At 32.4% G+C, this 12514-nt stretch carries 10 protein-coding genes and 2 riboswitches; of the genes, 1 reads left to right on the top strand and 9 read right to left on the bottom strand.

The genetic code is table 11. From position 1 onward, the window contains the following. Nucleotides 1–558: 558 nt before the first annotated feature. On the bottom strand, nucleotides 559–1386 hold the full coding sequence (locus tag B5X81_RS02855; RefSeq protein WP_079489212.1) for an endonuclease VIII: 828 nt from the start codon (nucleotides 1384–1386) through the stop codon (nucleotides 559–561). A 638-nt stretch (nucleotides 1387–2024) separates the two neighbouring features. Here B5X81_RS02855 and B5X81_RS02850 point away from each other — a divergent pair. Next, entirely contained in the window at nucleotides 2025–3221 is a 1197-nt protein-coding gene (locus tag B5X81_RS02850; protein WP_079489210.1) for a tRNA-queuosine alpha-mannosyltransferase domain-containing protein, read from the top strand. Nucleotides 3222–3555: 334 nt separating this feature from the next. On the opposite strand, the gene B5X81_RS02845 is transcribed toward B5X81_RS02850, so the two are convergent. The 8 genes from B5X81_RS02845 to pxpB all read right to left on the bottom strand — a co-directional run bounded on the left by B5X81_RS02845 (nucleotide 3556) and on the right by pxpB (nucleotide 12460). Continuing rightward, a complete protein-coding gene (locus tag B5X81_RS02845; protein ID WP_079489209.1) occupies nucleotides 3556–5925 on the bottom strand; it encodes a homocysteine S-methyltransferase family protein in 2370 nt (789 codons plus the stop codon). Next, nucleotides 5897–6628, bottom strand: coding sequence for a vitamin B12 dependent-methionine synthase activation domain-containing protein (locus B5X81_RS02840; RefSeq protein ID WP_208984965.1), 732 nt, complete (start codon nucleotides 6626–6628; stop codon nucleotides 5897–5899). Before B5X81_RS02840 ends, B5X81_RS02845 begins: the two co-directional genes overlap by 29 nt. Continuing rightward, nucleotides 6612–7508, bottom strand: a complete 897-nt coding sequence (metF, locus tag B5X81_RS02835; protein WP_079489207.1) for a methylenetetrahydrofolate reductase [NAD(P)H] — start codon at nucleotides 7506–7508, stop codon at nucleotides 6612–6614. The genes B5X81_RS02840 and metF overlap by 17 nt, the downstream gene beginning before the upstream one ends. Before the next feature lie 81 nt (nucleotides 7509–7589). Next, nucleotides 7590–8312 carry a UPF0280 family protein gene (locus B5X81_RS02830; protein ID WP_079489206.1) on the bottom strand — a complete coding sequence of 241 codons (723 nt, stop codon included), beginning with the start codon at nucleotides 8310–8312 and terminating at the stop codon, nucleotides 7590–7592. A gap of 25 nt (nucleotides 8313–8337) precedes the next feature. Next, on the bottom strand, nucleotides 8338–8739 hold the full coding sequence (locus B5X81_RS02825; protein ID WP_079489204.1) for an NIL domain-containing protein: 402 nt from the start codon (nucleotides 8737–8739) through the stop codon (nucleotides 8338–8340). Nucleotides 8740–8743: 4 nt separating this feature from the next. Then, nucleotides 8744–9913 carry a homocysteine biosynthesis protein gene (locus tag B5X81_RS02820; RefSeq protein ID WP_079489203.1) on the bottom strand — a complete coding sequence of 390 codons (1170 nt, stop codon included), beginning with the start codon at nucleotides 9911–9913 and terminating at the stop codon, nucleotides 8744–8746. A gap of 349 nt (nucleotides 9914–10262) precedes the next feature. Continuing rightward, nucleotides 10263–10366, bottom strand: a riboswitch (SAM riboswitch). Between the two features lie 85 nt (nucleotides 10367–10451). After that, a riboswitch (SAM riboswitch) is annotated at nucleotides 10452–10556 on the bottom strand. 82 nt (nucleotides 10557–10638) lie between these two features. Then, nucleotides 10639–11679, bottom strand: coding sequence for a 5-oxoprolinase subunit C family protein (locus B5X81_RS02815; protein ID WP_079489201.1), 1041 nt, complete (start codon nucleotides 11677–11679; stop codon nucleotides 10639–10641). Nucleotide 11680: 1 nt separating this feature from the next. Next, entirely contained in the window at nucleotides 11681–12460 is a 780-nt protein-coding gene (pxpB, locus tag B5X81_RS02810; protein ID WP_330397323.1) for a 5-oxoprolinase subunit PxpB, read from the bottom strand. Nucleotides 12461–12514: the final 54 nt, after the last annotated feature.

Here is a 12514-nt window from a genome sequence, read left to right as displayed (position 1 = left end):
GTTGCTCCAGAGCCTAAAACAAGATCAGCTAAGCTTGTTGAATTTTCATTTCCTACTTGATTAATCTGGGTATTTCTATCTTTATCATAATAATCATTTAAATCTAAGTAAGCTTTTTTAAAGCCAGTTTCTTTTAACCACTGTGCGTAAGTCTCCTATCTTCTATAAGTGGGATATGTAAGCACTATAAAATCAATGATTTGATATAATTGATTTTATGATATAATGTAACTATGATAGTTCTTTGATAACTGGATATATAAGGTTGCAAGGAGAATCCGACAATAGCGAAAACCAAGCATTGCCTTCCTTGCGTAAAATATCCAAGGCACTTAAGAAACCGATAACATCGGCATCTACCCTCGGTGCAAGGGAAAGTTACGCCTGTAGAGAGTCAAATAAGACCTTGCTAATATAGAAGGCTCAACTCTAGGAAACAGGAAAAGTTCTAGTACTTGATACTAGAAGCTCCCACTTCTGCGTAAGCAAGTGGTGAGTAGTTCACTAATATACAAAAGGCTTTATACAAAACACCTGAATATTTAATTTAATCGATTTTTATTCTACCTGACAGCCTTCACAATAATAAATACTCCCACCTAGATAAGCTTTCTTTATTATATTTCCTCCACAAACTATACATGGTCGATTTAAAGTTTTCTTACTCAATTTAGTTGCATATCCTCCAGAGCATCCAAATAGGTCCTTTTCAGTATCCCTCCCACCTTTAATGGTCATTTCATGCAAAGTAGATTTTATAGAATGATATAATCTCTCTACCTCTTCATTTGAAATTGTTGATACTTTCCTTTTTGGATGAATCTTAGCATTGAATAATATATCCTGTAATACTCCATTGCCAAGACCAGGTATACGTTGTTCCGTAGCCAAAAGAGCTTTTACACTCTTTTTTTGCAACCTTTCATCTAATACCATTTTCATATAATATTCAAAATCAAATTCTTTAGACAAAGGTGAAGGTTTTTCTTTGGCAATTATATAATATTCATTGTCAAACTTACCATCTTCAAAACACCACATTCCACCATACATTTGAACCGTTGCAGTGAGTATAGATTCATCATCAAATTTTATTAATAATTGATGTTTCTTAGGCAATTTTTCTCCTTCTATAAAGTATTTCAAATTGACTCCATCACCAAATAATAACTTTGTAATTCCTAAACTAAGTTCAACTAATCCACCATATGCATAGGCTTTTTCTATTGTCTTTCCATTTAGTTTCGAATTATATTCATCTGGATTACCTAAAAACCAAGCAAATTTATGCGGCGATTGATTTACAATAACATGATTAATCTTTTTTCCTTTTATTGTTTGATTAATTTGTTCGGATAAGGAAATAGCTTCCGGTATTTCAATCATAATCTTCCCCCTATTTTTCTCATATATACAATGACAATTCACCTTCACACATATTTAAAGTTCCCTTCATAAACATGCAACGGTTCTTCTATTTTTCAAGTTCACTCATCAAATTTTTTCTTTGATTCTGATGAAGATTCTTTCATATTAAACTTTATTATTGTAACCATGATTAAAAAGAGAATAACCCCTCTGATAATTAAAGATATAACCCATGCCATTTTTATACTCCTTTACTTTAAAAATCGACCTTTAAACCCAGATTATCATGAAATATATTATAAATATTTCGACAATAGTTTTTGGACTCCTTTATCTTTTTATTAATTATCTTACTTTTTTTAAATGAGGAAATTGCAGAATTCTAACTTGGCTGGGTTGCATAATCTATATAGTATGTCTTTAGAGATTTTCAAACTATATGTAGTAAATAGTTTTTACAGAAGGTAATTATGCAATTTGCTCAAATAAACAGCATTGATCTTTAATAGGCTCCAAACAAAATTTAGAAGAGTCATTATTTAAAATATGCAAGCAGTTTTGAACTTTGTATGAATAATGTGTAATTATATATGTTAAAATGTACTTTTAGATTACTATATCTATGAAATAAAATTCTATATTATATTTAAAATAAATTGTTTCATTTACTAGCACAACAGGCTAATCTAGTAATACTATTAAATATTAAGGAGGCTTTTATTATTAAAAACATTTTAATCGTTGAACCCTTTTTTTCCGGTTCACATAAAACATGGGCGGAGCAGTATAAAAAGTACAGCTCTCATAATATTGAAATATTAAGTATGGATGGACGATTTTGGAAGTGGAGGATGTATGGTGGTGCTGTAACCTTGGCTAAAGAATTTTTAACTTCAAATTTTAATCCAGATATAATTCTAGCAACAGATATGTTAGATTTAACAACCTTCATATCCCTTATAAGGAAAAAACTTAAAACCTCTGTACCTATTGGAGTATACTTTCACGAGAATCAATTAACTTATCCTTGGAAGACAGATAGTGAAGATAAACATCTTAAAAGAGATATCAATTATGGATTCATGAATTATACCACTGCTTTAGCAGCTGATCATGTATTTTTTAATTCTAAGCATAACATGAATTCATTTTATAATGCTTTAGAAATACTGCTGAAAAAAATGCCTGACTACAAACATTCAAATATAACTGAAATCCTTTATAAGAAGTCAGAAGTCTTACCTATTGGTATGAATTTGAAAAAGATTAATAAGGGGGATAAAGATATTTATAAAGAAGATTTACCTCTCATTTTATGGAATCATAGATGGGAATTTGATAAAAACCCCGATGATTTCTTCAAAGCACTTTTTATATTGAAAAAGGAAGGTTTAAAGTTTAAACTTGCTATTTTAGGACAAGCCTATAAAAACTCTCCCCCTATATTTGAAAAGGCATTTGAGATCTTTAAGGAAGATATTATTAAAACAGGATATCTAAGTGGCACTGAATACGCATCATGGCTTCTTGCTTCTGATATTTTACCAGTAACATCCAATCATGATTTTTTTGGAATAAGCGTAATGGAAGCAGTATATAGCCGATGCTATCCTATTTTACCTAAGCGTTTGACTTATCCTGATCTTTATACTATAGATAAACATCCAGAAATTTTCTATGAAAATTTTATTGATTTAGTAGACAAGCTTAGATTCGCAATAGTTAATATTAATGAAATCAGAAGAAAAAATTACAGCCAAATAGCTCAGAAATATGACTGGAGTAAAATTATAGATTATTATGATGAAAAAATAGGAAATTTGACAATAAATAATGACGGCCATCAGATTTGATTAACCGTCATTTACTTTGAAATTTTTTATCTTAAGGTATATTCAGAGATAACCAACTTTAAAACATTACAAATACCATAAAAAATATAGAAGTTTTCAATATTTTCTATGAAATATATGCTAAGCTTTAACGTTGGTTATCTATACCAAGACAATGTTGAAATTAAATAATACAGCACTACAGCTATTCCAACAATCAAAAACCGTAGTGAATAATATTTTTTGTAAATAGTAATTCATCCTTTCATATTAATGCGATAATCATTGATTATAACACGTTTGGCAATCATTGTCAAGGTAAAAACTGCTATTAAATTAAGTGATTTTATTTTCCCTAAACTCCAAAAACCTTCCTAGCTATGTTTACAGACTCTCTAGCATCTTTTCCATAGTAATGGGCTCCTATCATTTTTGAATATTCCTTATTTAGCACTGCTCCTCCCACCATTATAGAACATTTAGGTTTTTGTTTTTTAAGTTCAATTATGGTTTCCTCCATTGCTCTAACTGTAGTAGTCATAAGGGCACTTAATCCCACTAGCTTAACATCTTCCCTCTGTGCTCTTTCTACTATCTCATGTATATCTACATCCTTTCCAAGGTCTATAACATCAAACCCATAATTTTCAAGGAGTATTTTAACTATATTTTTTCCTATATCATGGATATCTCCTTTTACCGTTGCAAGGATTATCTTTCCCTTAGATATCTTATCTTTACCTTCTTCTATCATTCTTTCTTTAATTACTTCAAAGGCTATTTTTACGGTTTCTGCACTTCTTATAAGCTGGGGCAGGAATATATCTCCATTGTCGTAATTTTCACCAACTACATCCAGTGCTGAAATTAAATAATCATCCACTATTTTCATAGGATCCGTAATCTCTAAAAGTTCCTTAGTCTTTGTCTTTGCTTCATCCTTCATTCCATCTATTACTATTTGTTTTAAATCCTTTTCTATTTTCTCCTTCTTAATTTTATCTTCCTTTGCCCCTCTATTATAAAAGTCTATATACTCTCTGCATTCCTTATCCTGATTGGAAATAACCTTAAATGCCCTTATAGTATCCATAAGTACTGGTGATGTAGAATCTGTTATTGGTGCATCCAACCCACAGCCCAATGCCAGCGCCAAATAAGTGGCATTGATTATCTTTCTCTCGGGAAGACCAAAGGATACATTGCTGGCTCCAAGGGCAGTTTTTACATTGTATCTTGATTTTATCATAGGTATCGCCTTTAATGTTTCCATTACTGCTTCTTGAGCTGCCGATGCAGTAAGTACAAGACAATCTATTATGATATTCTCTTCGGGTATTCCGTAGTTTTTTGCAGTTTCTATTATATTTGTTGCTATTTCCAGCCTCTTTTCAGCAGTCTTAGGAAGTCCAGCATCATCAAGGGTAAGTCCTATAACACATGTTCCATACTTTTTTACTATTGGAAATATCTTTTCCATACTTTCTCTTTTGCCATTTACAGAGTTTATTATAGGCTTGCCATTGTATATTCTTACAGCCTTTTCAATAACGTCACTCTTCATACTGTCTATTTGCAGTGGTAAGTCTATAATACTTTGAAGCTCCTTAATAACCTTAGTCATCATTCCAATTTCATCTATTTCCGGAAGCCCTAAATTTATATCCAAAATATCTGATCCAGTCTCCTTTTGTTTTATAGCTTCAGAAATTATATAATCAATATTAGTGCTTTTAAGTGCTTCTTTAAGTTTTTTCTTTCCAGTTGGATTTATTCTCTCTCCAATTACTTTTACATTCTCACCAAGAATAACAGTCTTTGTAGAAGAACAAGCTGTAGTTAATCTCTTATTCTTTAATTCTTTGGGTCTTAAATTCTCTAGCTTTTCTTTAACAGCCTTTATAAAATTCGGGTCCGTTCCACAGCATCCACCAAATATACCAACGCCTTTATCTGCTATATATTTTATTTCCTGGGAAAATTCTTCAGAAGTCAAATCATATATAGTTTCATCATTAATTATCTTGGGAAGACCAGCATTTGGCTGTATCATTACTGGTATAGTAGCAAATTTGAGTATTTTATCTATTATTGGATAAAGCTGCTTGGGGCCTAGAGAGCAGTTCACTCCCAACACATCCACTCCAAGTCCTTCTAAAACCTGAACCATAGTAATAGCATCGGTCCCAGTCAAAGTTCTCATATTTTCCTGAAATGTCATGGTACAAAAAACAGGTAAATGACTATTCTCCTTTGCAGCTAAAATAGCCGCCTTTGCTTCATATAAATCGGATATTGTTTCAATTAAGATAATATCTGCTCCTGCCCTTGTACCAACTATTACCTGTTCTTTAAAAATATCGTAGGCTTCATCAAAGCTTAATGTACCTATTGGCTCCATCATTTGCCCTATTGGCCCTATATCCAAGGCTACTTTCTTTTCTCCACCAGCTTCTTTAGCTATCATAACTGCATTTTCAATTATAGTCTCTACTGAATAGGATGAATCCCTTAGTTTTAATCTATTTGCCCCAAAGGTGTTAGTAGTGATTATATCTGATCCTGCCTCTAAATATTTCCTGTGAATATCCCTTATAATTTCAGGACATTGTATATTATATTCCTCAGGCAACTGACCTGCCTTTAATCCTTTACGCTGCAGCATAGTGCCCATGGCACCATCAAATATTAAAAAATTATTTTTCAATAGTTTTCGAATTTCCACAGCTATCCCCTTTCTTTACAAACAAACAATTATTATAGAGATTACAATCCTTACATCCCACCTTCTTGCTCTGAAATTCTTCACCAATCCCTATCAATGCAGTTACAGACTTCCTTGGAATCAAAATATAACTGCCAGTAACAGTTAATCCAATGTGTTTTTGTGCATCTAAAAGGTTTAGAATACGAGGCTGGATTTCTATAGGAAAATCACCATACCCAGGGCTGTATCTTTTTGTAGTATAAAATCCATTGTTTATTGAAATTCTTTTTATTAAAGCTTCTACTCTATCACATAGAGCCTCTATAGCTGCAGTTGAGCAGGCATCAAGTATAATACTTTTTGTTAAATCCATTTTACTATAATATTTAATTCTTTTATCTACTTCACTACCCAAGGTTACTGCCATAATAGCGCATTTTTTAGACTTTTCAAGATGCTTATATATATCTTTTCCTTCTAATTTGATTCTTGAATTATTTAGAAAAACATTTTTATCGTCTCTATTTATTTCGAAAATATTATATACAAAATTTGTTCTAGCTATTTTTAGTATTTCCTCAAAACACTTGTCTATAATTTTATCTGTAATATCATCTACTCTTTTATCATCATATCCTAAATAGCGTAAAACTTCGTTTTTGTCAATTGATAAGTCTATAAATTCTCTATTGATCATGTTGTAATTAAGAGGCTTCTTCATCGGTTAATACTCCCCTTATTGTTTTTATATTGTCTAATATTCTTCTAGTTGTCTTGGGTCTATTCATTGTATAAATATGAACACCATCTACTCCCCATGAAAGAAGATCAATAATTTGTTCTATAGCATATGCTATTCCAGCTTCTTTTAAAGCCTGGGGCTCATATTCGTATCTATCTAGTATTCTTAGGAATTTTTTAGGTAAACTACACCCTGTAAGGGAAGTAATTTTTTCTATCTGTTTTTTGCTAAGTACGGGCAATATCCCTGCTAAAATAGGTATATCTATTCCCAGTTTAGCAGTTTTTTCTTTAAAATCGTAAAAAATTTCGTTATCAAAAAAAAGCTGAGTTATTAGAAAGTCTGTTCCTGCGTCTACCTTTTCCTTAAGATTCAATAAATCCTTTTCTAAGCTTTGACATTCAAGGTGCTTTTCAGGATAACAAGCAGCACCTATTGAAAAATCACCATTTTTTTTGATTTGAGAAATTAAATCCCTTGCATATTTATAATGATTTGGGCCTTTATAATCCCATCCTTCTTCTTGTGGATAATCTCCCCTTAAGGCCAATATATTTCTAACTCCTTTTTTCTTAAGTGAATTTAAAGTATTCTGGATCTCATCCTTAGTTGATGTAAGACAAGTAAGATGTGCCAAGGATGATAGTCTATGTTTGTTTCTTATGTGGGATGCTATTTCCACAGTAGTATCTTTAGTGCTGCCTCCTGCACCATAGGTTACACTAATAAAATCCGGTCTTAAATCCTTTAATGCATCTATTGTACTATAAATTGTATCTACAGGATAATCCTTTTTTGGTGGAAATATCTCGAATGAAATAAGGGGTTTTTTATTTTTAAATTTATCTTTAATTAACATTGTCATCCTCCTATTTAATAATTTATTTTTAAAAACGCTGGGACTAATACAGCTAGATTTTTATAGATAATAGCTGATCGCCTAAGGGGCAATCACCTCAACTTTTCCCCATGCACCCATTTTATCCCTTATAATTATTAAGATTCCCTCAATTCCTTTAATAGCTTTTCCATATTCAATCCCCTTCTTTATATCCTCTGGATTTTTTATAATATTCCCTATTGCTGTTGCTGTGGCATCTGCCAGCAGGGTATCCTTAGATAAAGCTACGACTGCATCAGCCCTTCCAAAGCTAAGAGAATGACCTATAGTACCTGCTGATGTACATATACCAAGGGGAGTATCTTCCGGAGATATAGATAATGCAATTTTTTCTGAGAATGGAGAATTCCCAGCATAAATTAATATTTTTCTCTTCTCATTTGTTTTAATAAAAATATCTCCACCATTTTCAATCATAATTTCATCGGTATAATTCAATAAATCAAGTCCTACATACTGTGACACTGCACCTGCAACGGCTGCCATGGGTCCAACATTGGCACTGGCTCCAGCCTCGGCCATATGCTTAACTATTTCTTCTGCTGCATCTGATACCTCTATAGGTGATAAACTTTTATAGAAATTAGTATTTTCATCTCCATAGTCTTTAATAGAACTTCTATACTTTTTAAGGTATTTATTTGCTTCCTTCTTTAGATTAGTTTTTGCGGATATATGCAAATCAGACTCTTTGGATATTACTGTAAAATTTATAAATTCCTTTGACTTCATATATTCTCTATAAAATCTCTTTTCATACATTTGATCACCCGCTCTAAGTTTAAAGTTAAACTATACTTCTTATAGCTCTTACTGGACAAGCCTTTATACATAATTTGCAGTCTAAACACCTATCCTTGTGAAAGTTTATCTTCCAATTCTTATCCATAGTAATTGCTGCCACTTCACAAATAGCTGTACACGCTCCACAATTAACACATTTATCTTCATCTATTCTTATTGCAGTGTTTATTACCTTCACTTTAATCCCTTTAATTTTTAGATATTCAATACTTAAATCCAATTTTTCTCCTTCTCCTTCTACTTCGAGAAATAAAGATCCTTCAATATTGTAATCTATAGAAGCTCTCAAAATATTAATTTTCAGATCATAGTTTTTTATAAGGGTATAGGTAATGGGTTCTCCTGTTAAATTTGATGGAAATGATAAAAGTAATAATTTTTTCATTATCTTAAACCTCCTCTTCTACTATTTCAAGAGAATTCAATTTATTATTTAAAGGTAATGACTGTACAGGTTCCTGTATTAAAAAGTCTCCATTTTTTATCCATGTCTTTAATTCTTCTGCAATTTCTCTGGCTTTTTGAAGACTTGAAAGAGGTGCTGTCTTTATTTCTTTATTCTCTAAAATCACCTTTCCACTTCTAAGCTCTGCATAACTCACTTTACCAAGACTTGGTTTGCTTCTCCTTTGTATACTATAATCTATAATATTGGTATAAATATCTTTATCCTCTATTGATACACTTTTCATCACATCTTCATCAAGTATCGGTATCGGTATTCCTAGACCTACAAACATTGATGTACCATATTTTTCGAATACTGCGGGTCTTATATAATCTGTACTCATATTCTTTAAATCTCCTATTACTGCCAGTGTTCCAGCTCCTCCCAATGGTATCCCTCTTTCGTCCCTTTCACAAGCCGAGTTAAATTGTGTTCCCTGCCATGAAACATATCCAACTGTTCCTGCTAAAAATATTCTAGTTCCTATGCCTATAGTTCTATATAGTGGATCATTAAAAAGCGGACTTAATTGACCCGAAGTTGAATATGTTATGTTTCCTTTATTGGGCTGCAATATACCCATATAAGTATAAATTCTTTTATCAGAAGTATTTATTGCAGCATTATAATTTTGGTAACAGTTTCTGGGATTAAATAAATAGGCTTCATTTATAGAATCCTTCGTTATATATGTTTCCACTTCCTTACAGGGATAACAATCAGTGCCCTTGGCTGTTGCCATTAAATGTATTTTTTTACCTTCTATAAGATCACATATAACATGTGCACCACCATATTCTGCTCCTCTATCCTCTGATTCTTCAGTGGCTCCTATATATACATCAACTGCTGCAAGTCCTGCATAGGCTTCAACTCCATTTAGATGTACTTTAGACATTCTTATAGGTGGATCGGAATGTCCAAAGTTTAAAAATGCTCCCGTAGAACACATCGGCCCGAATGTTGCTGTTGTTACAACATCAACTTGCTTAGTAGCTTCTTTTATCCCCTTTTCCTTTACAATATCAATTACTTCTTCAGCAGTAACTACTACAGCCTCTCCATTTTTTATTTTCTCGTTAATTTCTTCATAGGATTTCTTAATTGTCATATCAATTTCCCCCTTGATTCGATACTTAATTTTTTATTATTTATTTTTAAATGAGAAACTTGTATAATTTAGGAAATTGCATAACTCTAATTTGGCACAATTGCATAATATATATGGTATGGCTTTGAAGATTTTAAAACCACATGTAGTAGATAATTTTTAGGTAAGGTAATTATGCAATTTGCTCAATTAACATTATTAATTTTAAAATTCTCTACATGTATTATGCAATTTCCTCAAATATATAAATTAAAATCTTTACTTAACTCCCTATAAATCTAGCTTTATAAATAATTCTATATACATAAAAACCTTCTCCAACAATGGAAAAGGCTTTAAGTCCCAAGCTTTCTCATCTGCCGGTATAGTACCGCTGGAATTAGCACCATTGTACATAATGTACTGGTTGCCGGATTTCATAGGGCCAGATCCCTCCATCACTCTGGATAAGTTTATTATTAAATTATAAAATAAGATATTGATATTGGATACCAAAAAAGCCTTCCCCAACAATGGAAAAGGCTTTAAATCCCAAGCTTTCTCATCTGCCGGTGTAATACCGCTGGATTTAGCACCATTGTACATAATTGTACTGGTTGCCGGACTTCACAGGGCCAGACCCCTCCGTCACTCTCGATAAGAGATTAAATATTCAATTAAATGATTGATTATAAGTATACTGTCCTTATTAATAAATGTCAAGACTTTTTTGAAATTTTTTTACTTTATATTAATTCCTGAACACCTATATTAAATTCTTTGCCATTTAACCTTATATTAAAATTTCTTGAGCTATTTATTGGCTCATCTAGTTTTATCTCTTCAAATCTATCAATTATCTTAATGATTTTCTCTTCTCTTTTTCTTACTAATTCTTGAGCTTCTTTAATGCTAATTTTCTCAAAGCTGATCTTATCTCCTGCTTTGAGCTGAGCAAGATAGGGTATGTCAACTGAAATAACATTTGCTATTTTTGTGTAACCCCCGGTTGTTTGTCTATCAGCCATCATTATTATAGGCTCACCATGACCTGGTACCTGTATTGCCCCGAGGGTTATCCCACCTGATATTATATCTGCTCCTTCTTTATGTTCAATTTTAGCACCATTTAATCTATATCCCATCCTATCACATTGGTTTGATAGGGTGTATTCACTTGCTAAAAATGTATTTATTCCTTCCTCTGTGAATCTGTGGTCCTCAGGACCCATAATAACCCTGGCTGTATATTGATTTCTAAAATCAGGTATAAAATCCCTTGGAATCCTTCTGACCCCTAAATATTTATAGCCCTTTTCTATATTTACTAAAAGAATATCTCCCTTTTTAAGCTTTCTACCTTCCAATCCCCCAAACTTCCCCCTGAGATATGTGGATTTACTGTTCATAATTGAACTTAGCTTAAAACCACCTGAAACTGCTAAATATGCCCTACAGCCTTTTTTCAAAGAAGTGAAACTTAGCACATCACCCTTATTTACATAAATAGTACTATACATCTCAATTTCCCTTCCATTAATCCTCGGGGAAATATTTGCTCCCGTTATTGCTATGATAAGATTTTCATAAAACTCAATTTCTGGCCCCATAAAGGTAATTTCAATAGCAGCTTCATATCTATTGTTTCCAACTAATATATTAGCCAACTGTAATGAAAGACTATCCATAGCTCCTGCCGATGGTATTCCATACTGTCCATATCCTATTCTTCCAGCATCTTGGATTGTTGTAAGTAAACCGGGATTATTTACCCTTAGGCTTCCCATTTTACTCCCCTCCTTTCAATTTTGTCCTCTTAGGCTCATATTTGTTTTTCATAATTTCTTCACAAATAGTTTGATACCTTTCTTCATTTACTGACTCAAACTTTAGGTATTGTCCAGCCTTTAAGAGCACAGAGGGGTTTCTCTTGGAGTCAAAGAGTTTAAGGGGAGTTCTTCCTATTATCTGCCATCCCCCTGGGCTATCAATGGGATATATGCCTGTCTGACTTCCGGCAATTCCAACTGATCCTCCAGGAATTTTTTCTCTAGGAATTTTTAATCTTGGAGTAGCTATTTTTTCTGACATTCCTCCAAGATAAGGAAAACCTGGGGTGAATCCAATCATATATACAAGATACTTTGTAGAGCTGTGAATATTAATAACCTCACTTACAGTTAATCCATTATGCTCAGCAACATTTTCCAAATCCATTCCATATTCGCCACCATATAATGTTGGAATATGAACTACCTCAGCTGGAGGAAGTTTAATATTTTTCATGGATTTCTCTATACTCTTTAGCTTTTCTACCAATTCCCCATATAATGACTTTATCGGATCATAAACAATTAAAATTGTTGTATAGGTAGGTATGATTTCAATTATTTGATCAAGATTCTCCTTTTCTATGCAATAGCTTAAAGCTCTTATTTTCTTGTTTACGTCCTTAGAAATTTTATTGCCAAACTCTAGAATTAATCCACTATCTCCTGAAGGATAATATTTAATATTATCATACATTGTAAGCAGCCCTTTCCTTGTAACAAAGATGACTAAGGTCACTTTTGTCAGTTCAAAGTTCTAAGTTTTTTGGTCTTTCTCTTAGGTAAAAAGATT

Source organism: Maledivibacter halophilus (genome assembly GCF_900167445.1).
GTDB lineage: Bacteria > Bacillota > Clostridia > Peptostreptococcales > Caminicellaceae > Maledivibacter > Maledivibacter halophilus.
This window is presented reverse-complemented; position numbering and strand designations above follow the sequence as displayed.

Bases quoted from the DNA above. Each gene is read 5' to 3' on its own strand.
- metF (WP_079489207.1), bottom strand. From the start codon at position 7,508: ATGTTAATTAAAGATAAATTTAAAAATAAAAAACCCCTTATTTCATTC.
- B5X81_RS02855 (WP_079489212.1), bottom strand. From the start codon at position 1,386: ATGATTGAAATACCGGAAGCTATTTCCTTATCCGAACAAATTAATCAA.
- B5X81_RS02840 (WP_208984965.1), bottom strand. From the start codon at position 6,628: ATGAAGAAGCCTCTTAATTACAACATGATCAATAGAGAATTTATAGAC.
- B5X81_RS02830 (WP_079489206.1), bottom strand. From the start codon at position 8,312: ATGTATGAAAAGAGATTTTATAGAGAATATATGAAGTCAAAGGAATTT.
- B5X81_RS02820 (WP_079489203.1), bottom strand. From the start codon at position 9,913: ATGACAATTAAGAAATCCTATGAAGAAATTAACGAGAAAATAAAAAAT.
- B5X81_RS02815 (WP_079489201.1), bottom strand. From the start codon at position 11,679: ATGGGAAGCCTAAGGGTAAATAATCCCGGTTTACTTACAACAATCCAA.
- B5X81_RS02825 (WP_079489204.1), bottom strand. From the start codon at position 8,739: ATGAAAAAATTATTACTTTTATCATTTCCATCAAATTTAACAGGAGAA.